Annotated in this window: 15 protein-coding genes and 1 pseudogene; 4 read left to right on the forward strand and 12 right to left on the reverse strand. The window is 35.0% G+C overall.

Going from position 1 to position 16,065, the window contains the following annotated elements; translation table 11 throughout:
• Positions 1-207: hypothetical protein (locus tag PVV69_RS07885; RefSeq protein WP_404978378.1), on the forward strand; the 207-nt coding region annotated here is incomplete at its 5' end.
• Between the two features lie 356 nt (positions 208-563).
• Here PVV69_RS07885 and PVV69_RS07890 read toward each other — a convergent pair.
• Complete coding sequence (locus PVV69_RS07890) at positions 564-1,007, reverse strand: ABC transporter transmembrane domain-containing protein (RefSeq protein ID WP_273757078.1); 444 nt, start codon at positions 1,005-1,007, stop codon at positions 564-566.
• A gap of 253 nt (positions 1,008-1,260) precedes the next feature.
• Between PVV69_RS07890 and PVV69_RS07895 the strand changes: the two genes are divergently transcribed.
• Both PVV69_RS07895 and PVV69_RS07900 read left to right on the forward strand, forming a co-directional pair.
• Positions 1,261-1,473, forward strand: coding sequence for a hypothetical protein (locus PVV69_RS07895; RefSeq protein WP_273757079.1), 213 nt, complete (start codon positions 1,261-1,263; stop codon positions 1,471-1,473).
• Positions 1,474-2,892: 1,419 nt separating this feature from the next.
• On the forward strand, positions 2,893-3,258 hold the full coding sequence (locus PVV69_RS07900; protein ID WP_208441924.1) for a response regulator: 366 nt from the start codon (positions 2,893-2,895) through the stop codon (positions 3,256-3,258).
• Positions 3,259-3,627: 369 nt separating this feature from the next.
• On the opposite strand, the gene rpsI is transcribed toward PVV69_RS07900, so the two are convergent.
• Complete coding sequence (gene rpsI / locus PVV69_RS07905; RefSeq protein WP_273720992.1) at positions 3,628-4,113, reverse strand: 30S ribosomal protein S9; 486 nt, start codon at positions 4,111-4,113, stop codon at positions 3,628-3,630.
• 2 nt (positions 4,114-4,115) lie between these two features.
• A complete protein-coding gene (rplM, locus tag PVV69_RS07910; protein WP_273720993.1) occupies positions 4,116-4,580 on the reverse strand; it encodes a 50S ribosomal protein L13 in 465 nt (154 codons plus the stop codon).
• Between the two features lie 295 nt (positions 4,581-4,875).
• On the opposite strand from rplM, the gene recJ reads away from it, so the two are divergent.
• Entirely contained in the window at positions 4,876-6,660 is a 1,785-nt protein-coding gene (recJ, locus tag PVV69_RS07915; RefSeq protein WP_273757080.1) for a single-stranded-DNA-specific exonuclease RecJ, read from the forward strand.
• Between the two features lie 20 nt (positions 6,661-6,680).
• Here recJ and parE read toward each other — a convergent pair whose 3' ends face one another.
• The 9 genes and pseudogenes from parE to PVV69_RS10085 all read right to left on the reverse strand — a co-directional run bounded on the left by parE (position 6,681) and on the right by PVV69_RS10085 (position 15,539).
• Positions 6,681-8,747, reverse strand: coding sequence for a DNA topoisomerase IV subunit B (gene parE / locus PVV69_RS07920; protein ID WP_273757081.1), 2,067 nt, complete (start codon positions 8,745-8,747; stop codon positions 6,681-6,683).
• 82 nt (positions 8,748-8,829) lie between these two features.
• Complete coding sequence (gene lipB / locus PVV69_RS07925; RefSeq protein WP_273757082.1) at positions 8,830-9,567, reverse strand: lipoyl(octanoyl) transferase LipB; 738 nt, start codon at positions 9,565-9,567, stop codon at positions 8,830-8,832.
• Positions 9,568-9,714: 147 nt separating this feature from the next.
• On the reverse strand, positions 9,715-10,602 hold the full coding sequence (locus tag PVV69_RS07930) for a YgcG family protein (protein ID WP_273757083.1): 888 nt from the start codon (positions 10,600-10,602) through the stop codon (positions 9,715-9,717).
• The gene (locus PVV69_RS07935; RefSeq protein ID WP_273757084.1) at positions 10,602-11,246 is read right to left on the reverse strand and encodes a LemA family protein; all 645 of its coding nucleotides are present in this window, start codon (positions 11,244-11,246) and stop codon (positions 10,602-10,604) included. The genes PVV69_RS07930 and PVV69_RS07935 overlap by 1 nt, the downstream gene beginning before the upstream one ends.
• Before the next feature lie 1,358 nt (positions 11,247-12,604).
• A complete protein-coding gene (locus tag PVV69_RS07940) occupies positions 12,605-13,009 on the reverse strand; it encodes a LysE family translocator (RefSeq protein ID WP_273757085.1) in 405 nt (134 codons plus the stop codon).
• 223 nt (positions 13,010-13,232) lie between these two features.
• Positions 13,233-13,841 carry a fumarylacetoacetate hydrolase family protein gene (locus tag PVV69_RS07945; RefSeq protein WP_273757086.1) on the reverse strand — a complete coding sequence of 203 codons (609 nt, stop codon included), beginning with the start codon at positions 13,839-13,841 and terminating at the stop codon, positions 13,233-13,235.
• Entirely contained in the window at positions 13,831-14,631 is an 801-nt protein-coding gene (locus tag PVV69_RS07950) for an NAD(P)-dependent oxidoreductase (protein WP_273757087.1), read from the reverse strand. The genes PVV69_RS07945 and PVV69_RS07950 overlap by 11 nt, the downstream gene beginning before the upstream one ends.
• Entirely contained in the window at positions 14,621-14,824 is a 204-nt protein-coding gene (locus PVV69_RS07955; protein ID WP_273757088.1) for a hypothetical protein, read from the reverse strand. Before PVV69_RS07955 ends, PVV69_RS07950 begins: the two co-directional genes overlap by 11 nt.
• Positions 14,824-15,539: pseudogene (locus tag PVV69_RS10085) on the reverse strand (2OG-Fe dioxygenase family protein). Before PVV69_RS10085 ends, PVV69_RS07955 begins: the two are co-directional and overlap by 1 nt.
• Positions 15,540-16,065 lie beyond the last annotated feature (526 nt).

Here is a 16,065-nt window from a genome sequence, read left to right on the forward strand (position 1 = left end):
TCATCAAGTTGGTTTCACTCTGATAGTTGTGGTCCGGGTGGTTATGTTTATGAAGTGGGTATGAATGGCATTAAAGGCGCAATAGTAGGGGGATTTTTGGGTCTATATAAAGGACCAAAAGGCGCTGTCACTGGATTGTTATTGGGTGCAGCAGAGCAAGGTGGTAATGCTTTGCTCGATAAGATAGATGAATGTTCTCATCGATAAAGTATAAAGAATGCTGTTTCTAATTTTTATTAGAAAATAGTGAGCATGATATTTCTGAGATCAGTAATATTGTAAGCAGCTTTAAAAGCTAAGGATGCAGCTGATTTCAGGGATATCTATTATTTATTATAGTAAATATATGTTTTTTTTGTTATGGATATTATTTATAAAATTATAAAATTATTTCTTCCACTAATTATAGCTATTTTGTTATGTATGTTTTACTACAGGTTTAACAGTTATAGTTGGAAAAAAGCTGGAAAAGAATCATTGTTACTAGGAATTATGGTATTTATAGCGATAAATATTGTTAATTATATCATTAAATATATTGGTTTGTAAAAAATAATAATATTTTATTTATTATTAATTATTTTACAGAGTTTTTTTGTTAAAATCCCGTAAACTGTGTCAACTTCTCCAATACGTGAAAACAATTCTCCCACTTGCCAAGTGCGTAAAATAGGCAAGGAAAGGCTTAACACATGGGTGTAAATGCGCCGTCCAAATTCTAGCGTAAGCCGATTGGCTAAATAAGCTCCTAAGTAGCCTGATAGAGTGCTAAGAGCCGTGCTAAACAACATAATAGCAACCATCAAGACAACGATAGCATAGAGACTTTCAATACGCTGAAAAGGGAGAATACGGTCGATAATCGCTTGAAAAATAAAAGGATTCACCAAGCCAAGTAAGCGCAAAACGACAGCAACGCAACTAAGTTCGATGACATAATAGATATATTTCTTTGTTGTTCTTGTAAACCAAGAGAATGATACTAGTTTTTCTTGTGAATGCTTCATTTGATTTTATGATTTTGTTAAGAGAAAGAGCGATGGATGTCGCATATTTTAACAGTATTGTAGAGCTTATTATTATTTAATTAAAATATATTTTTACATATACATAATAAACACATACTGTATTTATTATGTATGCATTATTTTTATTTTATTTTAACTTATAATTATATTTGACAGTGTTCTAAACCGCATGCCAACCATTTTAGCTGTATCAATATGATACGTTATTTTAATAAATTAAGGAGAAGTTAAAATGGGTAGTTCAAGCTCATCACATGATTCACACAGTAGCTCACATTCATCAAGTTGGTTAGACAGTATAAGTCATATTTCTCATGCAATGGGCACTGGTGCAGTACATGGTGCAATGTCGGGTTTTCCTGGTGGACCAACCGGAATGGTCACTGGAGCAATAGAAGGCGGAATAGCAGGAGCTGTTCATGGCATTGCGCATGAATTCAATTAGAGGAATTCGTAAAGTGAGGAGATGCTGTTTCTAATTTATTAGAAAATAGCTGGCAAGACATTTCTGAGATCGGTAATATTGTAAACATGCTTTAAAAGCCATGACTAAAACCGATTCAGGGATGTTTTTGTTTATGATAAGATATATTTTAATTTGGATTTTTCATATGTATTCTTATTATATTATAATTTAAATTTATGTATTATAATGATATTAAAAAAGATTACTCATGATGAATAAGTGTTATTTATTATGATAAATTATTATTTATATATAATAATATCACAAAATGAATAGAAATCTTAAAATAAAAATGTTTTATACATACAATACGTCTATTATAATATGAATTCTTCATCAGCTTAAGTAAGCTTTATTTTCAATAATTATTTTATATATTTGTAAATATTTTTTATGAATGATCTTATTAATATTATTGCAGAATTATTATCTTCTAGATATGCTTTATATAATTTTCTGTGCAATGTTTTTATATTATAAATCTAAAGGTTATATTATGATATTGTGCAAAAGTAATTTTCTATTATTAAAAAAACTTAGTTAGGCTTATTTCTCAATTTTGGCTAACGAGAAAAAGAGCAAAATAAAGCTTCATATCCTCTCTTTCAATAAACAAAAATGATGCTTTCATCTGGTGTTGCACAATAAGCCTAGAGCTATACAGATGTTATTGCTTATCAATGATAAAACTCATGTGATTGATGTATAGAAATTACAAAAGATTGAAAGAGTTTTCTCTATGTTCATATTTTCTTACTAATTCCTTTTGAATAATAATAAAAAAGAGGAAATAAGTGGGAAGGAAATGTTGAGAATTTATAATGAGATTTTCCAATATTGTTAGCGCTTTTGCATTTAATTTTGCACTAATTGCATGTGTGATTTCTTCCAAAATTTCGTTTAAAATTCATCGGTAATCTTTGTTCTGAATGTATTATTGAAGAGCTTTGTTGATGTATCATACAAATGTTTGAGACAACAAAATCTTATAATAGTAAACGCTCTAATTTAACAAATTAAACGCTGATTGTTTCCACTCAAAAAACCAATGCATATCACAGTGATTTATATTTTTTCCCTCTTTGAAATGTATATTTGAGCTAAATTTGAGGTTTATATTTTTCTACGATGAAAAAGCTTCTGCGTTACCAAGATATCCATAAATTTTGTATATCCGTTCAAAAAATACACGATAAACTTACAGTTATTATGATTTTATGCTTATAAAATGAAAAAACGAAGTGATAAGCATGGTAAATATTTGCGAAAAAATGCTTGTAACAAAAATTATTGAGGCTCTTTGTAGTTTACAATTTTTTTTATCATTTTATCTTAACTGAGAGGGAGTATGTATTCATTTCTCTTGATTTATTTATCTCAAAGGGTGGAGTTATAGTAATGTCAAAAAAAGTCATGATCGTGGAAGATAACGAACTGAATATGAAGTTATTCCGTGATCTTGTCGAAGCGAGTGGCTATGAAACTGTTGAGACGCGCAATGGCCTTATGGCATTAGATTTGGCTCGTTCATCCATGCCCTCACTTATCCTTGTGGATATACAATTGCCTGAAGTATCAGGGATAGATGTTATTAAGCAATTAAAAGAGGATGAGGAGCTTCGATCTATCCCAGTTGTTGCTGTAACAGCCTTTGCGATGAAAGGGGATGAAGAACGAATTCGCGCCAGTGGGTGTGAAGAATATATGTCAAAGCCCATTTCTGTTCCGCATTTTATCTCAATGGTAAAGAATTTTTTAGACTGAAACTTTGTTACACAATTGTATAAAAAGCACAAAGAAGCCTGTGAGATCACTGACGGTATATTGCAAATGTTTCTGCAAACAAGCGCGGAGATGTGAACAAGTTATTTATGTTTGAATTACTAAAGCACAAATTCTCAAAATAAAAATCGAAGTTCTGAAGCTCTTATGGACGATTTCCAGTCCTTACCTACAAAATAAGGCATTTTGCATCCTTATTTTATTTTAACAGATAAAAAACTTCCCCTCTACATTTTTCTCATAAAGAGTATTGATGAGCAAGCCAAATCTCATGCCATAGGAGTATTGTGTTTTAGGAAACAAAAAAGCCTCGTTGAAAACGAGGCTCCATGTATTGCAGAAAAATTAAAATTAGCGTTTTGAGAATTGGAAAGAACGACGTGCTTTTGCTTTACCATATTTTTTACGTTCAACAACACGGCTATCACGGGTAAGAAAGCCACCTTTTTTCAAGATTGTACGAAGTTCAGGTTCGTAATAGGTTAAAGCTTTGGAAATACCATGGCGCACCGCACCAGCTTGTCCAGAAAGACCGCCACCTGCAACGGTTGCAACAATATCAAACTGGCTATCCCTGTTTGTTGCAACAATTGGTTGGCGAAGAATCATCCTAAGAACAGGACGCGCAAAATATTGGTCAAATTCCTTATTGTTAATGGTAATTTTTCCAGAGCCTGGTTTGATCCATACGCGTGCAACAGCATCTTTACGTTTTCCTGTTGCATAAGCACGTCCTTGTGAATCAAGTTTTTGCACATGGATGGGAGCGACATTTTCATGAGCTTCTACAGTATTTGTGACAACACTAAGCTCAGCAAGAGAATTAATTTCAGCCATAATCAAGCAATCCTTTTGTTTTTGCGGTTTAAAGCACCAACGTCAAGAGATTCTGGCTGTTGTGCTTCATGCGGGTGTTGGCTCCCAGCATAAACACGGAGATTCTTCAATTGACGACGACCGAGAGGCCCACGAGGAATCATACGTTCCACAGCTTTTTCAACAACACGTTCAGGAAAACGACCTTCAAGAATCTGACGCGCTGTACGCTCCTTAATTCCACCGATATAGCCAGTATGCCAATAATATTTTTTATCGGTATATTTTTTACCGGTGAGAGATATTTTATCTGCATTGATCACAATAACATTGTCACCGTCATCAACATGTGGAGTAAATGTAGCTTTATGTTTACCACGCAAGCGGTTAGCAACAAATGTGGCAAGACGACCTAAAACGAGGTTTTCAGCGTCAATAATAACCCATTTTTTCACCACTTCAGTTGGCTTTTGTGAAAAAGTTGCCATAGAAGTATCCTTATATCAAAACCCTTATCACGAAGGGCATTTTTGTTGTTTTGCGTTGAAAATTGTACCATAGCGAAATATTTAACGCGTATTGTCTGCTCTGATATAATGTCTTTTGATTTACGTCAAGAGAAAATAAAAACTTTATAAAACAATATGTTATAATTGAGGTATCATGATACCCCATATAAAGAGGTGTTTATGTATATTTTATTGAAAATGAATGTGGCAAAAGACTGTTTTATCTCGAACGCATGATTGTATTTTATTCGCCTTCATTATAAAGTATGCAACAATGCAGCGGTCCCGTTATTTTCTCAATGTTGAATCTTCTGCTTGTGGTCAAGCTTGGTTGGATGCCCTTGATATTCAAGGGATAAATAATGCGCGCGCTATTTCTCAAAAGTTTGGTTTTCCAGATCAATTAGCTCGTGTTCTCTCGGCAAGAGATGTGGATGAATCAGAAGCTGTTGCTTTTATCAATCCAACACTGCGTACGCTTATGCCTGATCCAGAAAGTTTTATCGATATGCAATGTGCAGCAGAGCGCATCGTGAAAGCTATTTTGAAGCAAGAAAAGGTTGCAATTTTTGGTGATTATGATGTGGATGGTGCTTGTTCATCGGCGCTCATGGCGCGCTTTCTGCGTTATTTGGGTATCGAAGTAAAAATTTATATTCCTGATCGTATTATTGAAGGATATGGTCCCAATGAACAAGCGATGAGGATGTTGGTACAACAAGGTGCTGATTTGATTATCACCGTTGATTGTGGTGCGAACAGCCCAGATGCAGTCAAAGCAGCCAGACTTGCAGGCGCTGATGTTATCATTTTAGACCATCATCAAATGTCAGAGATTCATCAAGAAGCTGTTGCGCTTGTCAATCCTAATCGTCCTGATGACTTTTCTGGACAAGAGTATTTATGCGCTGCTGGCGTTGTCTTTGTTACCTTAGCGTGGGTCCATCATTTATTGCGAAAGAAGAAATTTGCAGGAAAACTTCCTGACCTTCTCAGTATGCTTGATCTTGTTGCCTTGGCAACCATATGTGATGTCGTTCCCTTACAAGGTGTTAATCGTGCTTTTGTGGTAAAAGGACTCGAAGTTGCGCGTTCTATGCATAATCACGGGATAGGAGCTTTAACAAAGGTTGCGCATATAGGTGAGCCACTGAATAGTTTTCATTTAGGTTTTTTGTTAGGTCCGAGGATTAATGCGGGAGGGCGTATTGGCGACCAAGCTTTGGGAGCACGTTTGCTCAGTTGTGAAGATAAAGATGAAGCAGACAAAATAGCAGAACAATTGGATCTTCTTAATCAAGAACGCCAAAAAATGGAGAGTATTCAATTAGCGCAAGCAGAATCTTATATTGATTCTCTTTATCAAGATAGGGAAACGCCTCTGTCCCTTGTACTTGCTCACCAAGAATGGCATCCAGGAATTATTGGTATTCTTGCATCCCGCTTAAAAGAGCGTTTTTTTTGTCCTGTTTTTGCCATTGCTTTGAAAGAAGATGGAAGTGGGGTTGGATCGGGACGTTCAATCAGTGGTATAGATTTAGGCGCTCTAGTGCGTGAAGCTGTTAGACTCAATTTATTAGAAAAGGGGGGAGGGCATAGTATGGCAGCAGGACTTACAATCCAATCAACAAAAATTGAAATTTTTCGAGAATGGATGGCAGAAAAAGTTTCTTCAACGGTTTCACAGTTGCGTGCTAAAAAGTCTCTCAATATAGATGGTTGTCTTTCTGCTTCTGGTGCCAATAAAGCGCTTTTTGATATGATTGAAAAAGCCGGCCCCTTTGGTTCGGGGAATACAACACCTGTTTTTGTTCTTCCTTCTCACCGATTAATGAATTTGTCTGAAGTGGGTAAAGGACATCTTCGCCTTATGATGGCTAATATGGAAGGCAAAAAGCTGCAGGGAATAGCTTTCCGTGCTGTGGGGACATCACTTGGTGATTTTCTGTTGAGAAATGTTGGTGAAATGATCCATTTGGCTGGTAACTTGAGTTTGAATTATTGGAATGGAACAATCAATCCACAGCTACGCGTGATTGATGCAGCAGCAGTGGTTTGAAGAGGGAATTTTTTTGCACGTTAAATATCGAGATTGGAAGCAAAAGTAGAGTTTTCTTGTATGAAACGAAACCGTGCTTCTGGTTTTGTTCCCATGAGACTTTCTACAATATTTTTCGTTTTTTGCATTTCCATTGCGTCAATAGAAACGCGTAGCAATGTACGTTTCTCAGGATGCATCGTTGTTTCTTTAAGCTGGTCAGCGCGCATTTCTCCAAGTCCTTTAAAACGTCCAATTTCAATTTTAGCTTTCCCTGTGAATTCAGTTTTTAACAATTCATCTTTATGCGTATCGTCACGCGCATAAGCAATTTTACCTCCTTGTGAAATTCTATAAAGAGGAGGGACTGCAAGATATAAATGTCCCTGACGAATAAGATCGGGCATTTCTTGAAAGAAAAAAGTAATAAGGAGTGAGGCGATATGGGCACCATCAACATCTGCATCCGTCATAATGATAATACGTTCATATCTGAGATCTTTTTCACGATATTTAGAGCCTGTTCCACATCCAAGCGCAAGGATAAGATCACTAATTGTTTGGCTTGAATTCATTTTTTCGTGTGCAGCACTGGCTACATTAAGTATTTTCCCACGAAGAGGTAAAATTGCTTGATTTGCTCTGTTTCGGGCTTGTTTAGCGGAACCACCAGCAGAATCACCTTCAACAATGAATAATTCAGCTCCAGCAGCACAGTTTTGGCTACAATCTGCGAGTTTCCCAGGCAGGCGTAATTTACGCACAGCTGTTTTTCGGTTTATTTCTCTGTCTTGGCGGCGTTTAACGCGTTCCTCAGCACGTTCAATAACCCAATCAAGGAGTTTTGTTGATTCTTGTGGAGAATTGGTCAACCAATGATCAAAAGGATCGCGTATTGCATTCTCAACAATACGCTGTGCTTCAATTGTTGCTAGTCGATCTTTGGTTTGTCCAACAAATTCAGGATTTTTTATAAAAACTGAAAGTATTGCAGCTGTTGAAATCATCACATCATCGGATGTAATAATAGCAGCGCGCTTGTTTCCTATTAATTCAGCGTAAGATCTCAATCCGCGCAAAAGAGCTTGACGCAGTCCCATTTCATGTGTTCCACCTTCTCCAGTGGGAATAGTATTGCAGTAAGATTGTACATGAGCATCACCACCATGCCAAGCAATAGCCCATTCAACAGAGCCATGACCATTAGAGTGATTTGTTTTTCCAGAAAAAATTTCCGACGTTACGCGATATTCATCTTTGAGTGATGAGAGCAAATAATCCTTAAGTCCATCAGGAAAGTGGAAAACAGCTTTTTCGGGAATATTTTTTGTGTCTTCAAGGATGAAAGGATCACAATTCCAGCGAATTTTTACACCACCAAAAAGATAGGCTTTTGAGCGTGCCATTGTGTAAATTTTTTCTGGATCAAAAGCGGCTTTTTCGCCAAAAATTTTACTATCAGGATGAAAACGAACGCGTGTACCACGACGATTATAAACATCACCTAAATCTTCCAATCCAGATTGAGGAATACCCCTTGAAAAGCGTTGTCGATAAAGCTTTCGTTCTCGTGCTACTTCGACTTCCATATCGTCAGAAAGAGCATTGACGACAGAAATTCCTACTCCATGGAGTCCTCCAGCAGTCTGATAAGCTTTTCCATCAAATTTTCCACCTGAATGGAGTTGTGTCATAATAACTTCAAGAGTAGATTTATCAGGCATTTGAGGATGATTTTCAACAGGAATGCCACGTCCATTATCCGTAACCGTTAAATAACCATTTCTATCTAATGATACGTCAATGAAATCTGCATAACCAGCAACGGCTTCATCCATGGCATTGTCAATAATTTCAGCAAACAAATGATGAAGTGCTTTACTATCTGTTCCACCAATATACATTCCAGGGCGTAAACGTACAGGTTCTAACCCTTCAAGCACGCGAATAGAGAGAGCATTATAGCTATCTTCTTGTGTATCTTTTGTATTTTTTTTCGAAGCTATTGCTTCTGAGTTCATGGGAGATTGCGGATTTTTTGTTTTTGTATTTATCCGAGACTGCGCATTATTTAAAATACTAAAAAGATCTTTGCTGTTATCGCTCATAGCGTTTGATTATCCACCTCATAAAATATAGTTTTCACGAAAATAAATTTTATGCCTGCTTTTTATTTAAAAATCAATGCAGTTAGGAAATATCAATGGTTGGACCGAAAATTTGTTCAAAGGTTTGTTTGAGTGCAATATCAATATCATGCATTGTTACAGGAAAACCGAGATCAAAAAAGCTAGTTACACCATAATTAGTAATGCCACAGGGAACAATCCCTGAATAGTGCGCTAAATGAGGATTAACATTGATAGCAACTCCATGAAAACTCACCCATTTACGCACGCGAATGCCAATAGCTGCAATTTTATCTTCAGAAGGCAAACCGCTTTGTGTTGATGGGAAATTGTGTCGTTGAACCCAGACACCAACGCGATCTTCACGGCGTTCACCTTTAATATTAAATTTTGCAAGCATTTGTATAACCCACTCTTCGAGTGCACTAATAAAAGCACGGATATCTTGTTTTCGGCGTTTAAGATCAAGCATAATATAAGCAACACGTTGCCCTGGACCATGATATGTAAATTCACCACCACGCCCTGCTTCATAAACAGGAAACAAATGAGGTGCTAAAAGATCTTTTTTATTTGCACTTGTACCAGCTGTATAAAGGGAAGGATGTTCAAGGAGCCAAACCTGTTCAGGGGCTTTTTTTGCAAGAATGTTTTCTACATGTTCTTGCATATAACGCAGTGCTTTAGGATATTCGATCAAGCTATTGCTGACTTTCCATTCCACTGGTGAACTTGCAGAAACCGCTTTAAATTGATGTGATAAGTGATCACGATCAACATGTTTTAATTCAAATGTCATGAGCAATATTTATGTTGGTGTTTAAAGTAGCATTATATCAATAAAAGAGCTATAGAGTAAGATGTCAAATATTTTATTAAAAGTAAGATAATACAGTTGCAAATTTTATCTTAAGAATTTGCTACGTTTGAATAATGTGTTTTTATTTTACCATCTTCCTGTTGCACCACCACCACCAGATGATCCACCACCACCAGAGAAACCACCTCCTCCAGATGATCTCCTTCCCCCAAATGATCCTCTACCTCTTGAACTGTTGCCAAAAATATCATCAGAATGTCTGCTGCCAGCATTTAAATTAAAAAACCAAGGTGTAAAAACGATTCCCATCCAGAGATATTTTTGGGGTCCTACTTTTTTTCCAAAGATCATTGCAAGAATAGGCAAACCAAACATGATAAAAAATATTAAAAAGATGATTGCACTCGCTATCATTTCTTCTTTTTCAGCTTGTTTGCGTTGTGCTTCAACAATATTAGCCTTTTCTTTGATTCGAATAGAAAAATCAGAATCATTTTCTGTAATGACACTGATAATTGCATGAACTGCTTCGACAATTCCTTTTTGATAATTTCCTTCACGAAAATTGGGAAGAACAAAGCTATTAATGATAACTGCGGAAAGAGCGTCAGTGAGCACGCCTTCCAAACCATAGCCTACTTCAATACGCATTTCACGTTCATTAGGGGCAATGACAAGTAATACACCATTGTTGATTTGTTTCTGACCTATCCCCCATCTGCGAAAAAGAGCATTACTGTACGTCTCTATATCGCTTCCTGAAAGGGTAGGAAGAGTTACAATGACAATTTGATCTCCAGCTTTTTCTTCGAGTTCAGCTAATTTTTCTGTTAGATTCTGCTTTGTTGCATTATCCAGCAAATGAGCCACGTCGTTAACATAGCCTGTTAAGGGAGGAAATTTGCTCTGTGCGTAAGCGACATTCCCCAATACAATGACTAGATATAGAGCACTTAAAAAAGTCCATAAATATAATAAAACATTGCGTTGTATAGAATGTCGAAACAGTTTCATTAATTAAAATTGACCTTTGGAGTTTGCTGGCTATTGGCATCAATCGTAAATGTTGGCATAGGCTTAGCATCACGAAACCATAATTTTGCCCAAATCATTGTTGGCATTGTCTTAAGTGCTGTATTGTAAATACGGACTGTTTCAATATAATCACGGCGTGCAACAGAGATACGGTTTTCAGTTCCTTCTAATTGTGATTGAAGAGAAAGAAAATTCTGATTTGCTTTAAGATCAGGATAATTTTCGACAACAGCCATAAGACGTGAGAGAGCGCTTGATAAATTTGCTTGATTGTTGAGATATTGTTGCATCATTTCTGGGTTATTTAACATATCTGTGTTGATGTTTACTTGCGTTGCTTTAGCACGTGCTTCAATAACATTGGTAAAAACAGCTTGTTCATGAGCAGCATAGGCTTTGACAGTTTCCACGAGATTAGGAATAAGATCTGCACGGCGTTGATATTGGTTGAGTACTTCACTCCATGCGGCATGTGCTTTTTCTTCATTTGTTGGTATTGTATTAAATCCACAACCACTTAGGAATGGCACTAAAAGCGTCAAGAAAATAACAACTAAAAATTGTCTTAACACTTTAGTTATGGAATAAGTGAGTGGAATTGAAACAGCTTGTACATTTAACATAAAGGCATCTCCGCAGCGATTTTATGTAGTATATAGGATATATCTTTTTGATGAAAAGTCTTTTTAATTTTAGAAAAAGAGTTTCATGAATGAATTAACCTTCTTAGACATTGTGTCGTACTTTAGTAATTGATTGATAGTAAAATCAATAATATACATGTAAATATACGCTCATAAATACTAAATTATATTTATATATTATTGCAAGTTATTTTCAAAAAAAGAATACTTCTTATTTTAAAAATCGCTTCTTTTTTAGAAATAACAATGAGAAATAAAGCTTTAGACGACTTTAAGAGCTACGGATATAAAAATTTGTCAATTTTATTCCATAAGTAAACGTAAAAATAAAATTAATATTAAAAAAGAAAATATTGTGCACTTTTTAATAAAACAGTATACTAACTTGATTATCGTATGTCATACACCAAGCAAAATTCTGCTAATGAATGTGGGCAATAAAAGAAACAGGCGTGTAATTTCTTTATTTTGATCACTATTTCTATTATGGAGGAGAGGGCATAAGTTTATTATACTCTTTGGAAAAAATCAGATTTGACCGCGTTTTTAAATTCGAATATTCATTCAAAATGTGGTCTTATGAGTACTTTCCAACTAAGATACCAAAGACATTTTAAGTATTACGCAGCAATTAGCTATTGAGATAATGAAATTATTGTACTTCTTTGATTATTGAGTGATAGCTATGGCAAACGGATATATCCAATCCTGAAAAAGGTGTATACGAGTACTTACTTTATTAAACTAAAAACCTCGTATGCATGCACTGAATGGAAAAGTGCAACTCTCACCGAAAAACTTACTGCATAGAAAATGGGATGCTGACACGGGAATACAGGTGTAATCTGCAAGAGTGCAAATGACCGTTACAGGATAATTGCTGTCTAGCATGTTTCTCAACTGGAATATTGCAAACAGCAAAGAAATTTTTATAGATTGACTATAACTTAAGCTATAATTGCTCTCTATTCGGCGAAATTGGCCAAATATATTTACCATATCTATTGATCAAAGATAACCTCTAAGTATGGGCAGTCACTGTAAGTCTACTATGATTTCTCAGTATTTATAAGCTGCGATTTATGGTACATTTTGGTGATAGTAAGGTCAATAAGATAGCTAAAACTTTCACTAAAGAGATGATCACTAGTTTTAATTTATTAAAATTGGAAGAGTACGCTAGATGAATTCATAACTCAGTTATATGTATAAAAATAAGGAAGCATTCATGCTCGTATCAGCTCTAGCGGGGATCTAAATGCTGATATGAATAGCAATAAACAAGACTATGAAAAGATTTTGCTGAAAGTCGTGCAACTTATTATCAAAAAATGAAATTATCCAAAGAAAATAAAAAAAGAAAACAAAGATAAAACGGTTCCTGTCGCTATATTAATATATCCTTTTACGCGTTGCTTTTTTAAAATGATACGCGCAAATGATATAAAAATGGTCATCAAAGTAAACCATGCAAATATATTAAAGGAATGTATGGTTACAAGTTCAAACCCTGTTTTAATACTACCACCAGAAAACAGGAATTTTGGAAAAGCTGCGATATAGAATATCGATACCTTTGGGTTTAGTATTTGCGTCATAAAACCATCTACGTAGCTGGTTAAAATCTTTACCTCATCCTTAGTATTGCTTTCATTTTGTGATATTATTTCTCTTGAATTTAAGTTGTTTATTCCGGATTTAAGCGATTTAACTCCCATATATAATAAATAGCAGCCGCCCATAAGTTTTACTAAAAAAAGAGCGTTTTATTGTTGAGAATAATTGCTGACACACCTAGTATGGAAAATGCTCCATGGGCATATGTTGTTGTGCATAATCCAGCAACGTTAGCGAGAGCATTCTTTTTTCCCAATCTCGTTGCGTTATCGATGATAAGAGTCATATTGGGCCCAGGGGATATGACTAAAAATAAGGAGACTATAAAAAAGGTAACTATTTGATGATTCATTTGACCTTTATTTCTGAAACTAATTTATCTTCTAGGTATAATTCTATTCTATCAAGTGAAGAAAGTTTGCCTACACCTTGTGGAGTGCCTGTATATATTATATCGCCACTCTTTAGTTGGATGTAGCGACTTAAGAATGATATTATTTTCTCAAAGCTAAAGATCATATCTTTTGTATTGCCCAATTGCCTCGTTTCACCATTTAGCTTCATTTCAAAAATTATTGGGTTTTTTATTCTTTCTTTGCTTATGAAGTCAGAAACGTATGCGGCTCCTTTAAATCCTTTAGACAAAAGCCAAGGAAGCTTTTTTTCTTTTAGTTTTGTTTGTAAATCCCTTGCTGTGAGATCAAGACCTACCGCTACTGCATCGTAACATTCTTCAGCTTCTATTTCATTGACCATAAAAGTGTCCTTTGAGATTCTAAGCACAATTTCAGTTTCAAAATGTATTTCTTGAGAAAAGTCAGGGAGACAAATTTGATTTCCTAACACAAGTGAACTGTTTGGCTTGCTAAATATAACAGGCTCATCTTCAACAATATTGCCCAGTTCATATGCGTGTTCTACATAATTGCGTCCAACGCAGTAAATATTATTCATCATAGGAGACCACTAAGTTTTTCATTTTCTTTTTGTATAGACAAGATATGACTGTTGCAACAATATCTTTTCTCATATCAATATGAGAGCTTTCTGAAAAATATGCATTATGTGGGTTAATAACCAACCTTGATGATAGCCAATCAGCATTATCTCTCCAAGCTTTAATGAGAGGGTGGCTATTTGGTGGTTCTATGGGCAGAACATCAAGGAATGCATGGAACTCAGGATTCCTCCTTAGATGTTTTTCTAAACAATCAAAATCACTCAAGATTTTACCCCTTGCAGTATTCACTAAGATAGCGTTTTTCTTCATCTTTTGGAGGAATTCTGAATTAATCATTCCCATGGTCTTTTTTGTAAGAGGGCAATGCAATGATACTATATCAGATTCTTCTAAAAGCGCGTTCATATCTTCTAGAAGTTTAAAATTGAGTGATTTTGCTAAACCTTCATCAATATATGGATCATAGACAATCACTTTAAACCCAAAAGGCCTTAACCTTTCTAACGTTGCTTTTCCTATTTTACCTAAGCCAATCAATCCGATGGTCTTATGCTTTGGACGGAATGTTTTAAGATTATTTTCTTGCCATGTTTCATCATATTTTTTTGCTAACTCATTATGTCTGGATACCTGCCTGCACCCCTCCAAAATCATGGTTAATGCGGTATCAGCTACTTCATCTATACAATAAGAAGGGTTATTAGCAAATTCGATACCATGTTTTCTAAGTGCTGCATAGTCTACTTGGTCATAACCAATACCACAAATCGTACTGCTATTTTGCACTTACGCATTTTTTTGCTGTTTTCTCTGTTATTTTTGCATGCCAGATTAATAGAGCATCAATTTCCTCTAGAATTGCATCAGGAAAGTTGTTTTCATTTAAAGAGTTGAAGAAATAAAATTCAGCCCCCAAGTCAGCCAGTGGTTTTTCAAACTCACTTATTTCAGTTATTCTATCGGTTATTGCGATTTTCATTATATTCTTTCTCTATAATCGATAACCATTAAATTTCTAAAGCCTTCTTCATCATTTCGTGATGAAATTGGAGAGGCTGAATGGTACATTTCCATATCATCCAACAGTATGCTCTCTAAATTTCCTTTCAAAACTATTTCTTTTATTTTTTTTCTGTTTTCATCATAAATATATGATGCTCTACCTTCAATGTTATGCCGGCTGATCATGTGCATACTTATGAATGTATGACCGTCTTTATGGATACCTTCAGGTGTAGGATTCCCTTGTATTCCTTTTTTTTCTTCAATACGAAATTGGTGTACAAAGATATCCCACACTTTGCTTTTTTTGTTTTTATACATCAAAAAAGTGTTAAGTGTACTTCTAATGATTTTGTGCAATATAACATTCGATGATATCGCATCTGACATTTTGGGCAGTTGTCTTTCGATCCCACCTGCGTAACTATTGATTTCAGAACTTTGAAAAAAATGTTATCATCTAAAAAATCTATTGTTTTGTTAGCGATATCCACGATAAATTTGCCAAAGCATCTTCTCCTGTAGGTATCACCTTCTTTCATATAAGGATCGAGAGGTAAATAGTCCCAACTTTTATTCAAACGGGCTAAATCGGCTATCTCATTCGCTCTTATATTAACTTCCTTAGAGGCAATGTGAGAAAATTTATTTTCTCTTAATTCCTCGACAACTTTATCTATATTGACAAACATATTCTCCCCCTTTGCTACATTAACTAATTTTGATTATAGTTTTTAACATGTGCTTTAATATGTTACTCCCCAGATCAATATAAGCTCATATATCGTTTAAAGTAAAAATAAAGTAGATGATTATGTAATAAAAAAGTCGCTATTTCTTATTTGTATAATTAAATTATGATTAAAGATGATTTATTATTGTAAAATATTAAGAGCAGTTAGCAGAACTCTATAATGAAATTAATAAATATAAAACAATACGTAATAAAAATAAATTTAATTTAAACAAATTGTTATATTTGTAATTTATGTTTTATAAAGTGAAACAGATAGTTTTTTATCACCTATTAAAGTTGAATTATTATCAATCCTTTCAACAACAGTTTTATTCTTCTCACTTTAGACTAATAATATTGCTGCTGCCTTTGATTTCTCTGCCCATTGGCAAAAGTTCAAACAGGGACTTAGCGCTGTTGGCAAGTGGTTTGGCAATGTGTGGGAGGGCTTTAAACAAAGCCTTTCCAACTTTTGGAGCTGG

It is taken from the genome of Bartonella sp. MM73XJBT (assembly GCF_028618465.1).
Taxonomy (GTDB): domain Bacteria; phylum Pseudomonadota; class Alphaproteobacteria; order Rhizobiales; family Rhizobiaceae; genus Bartonella.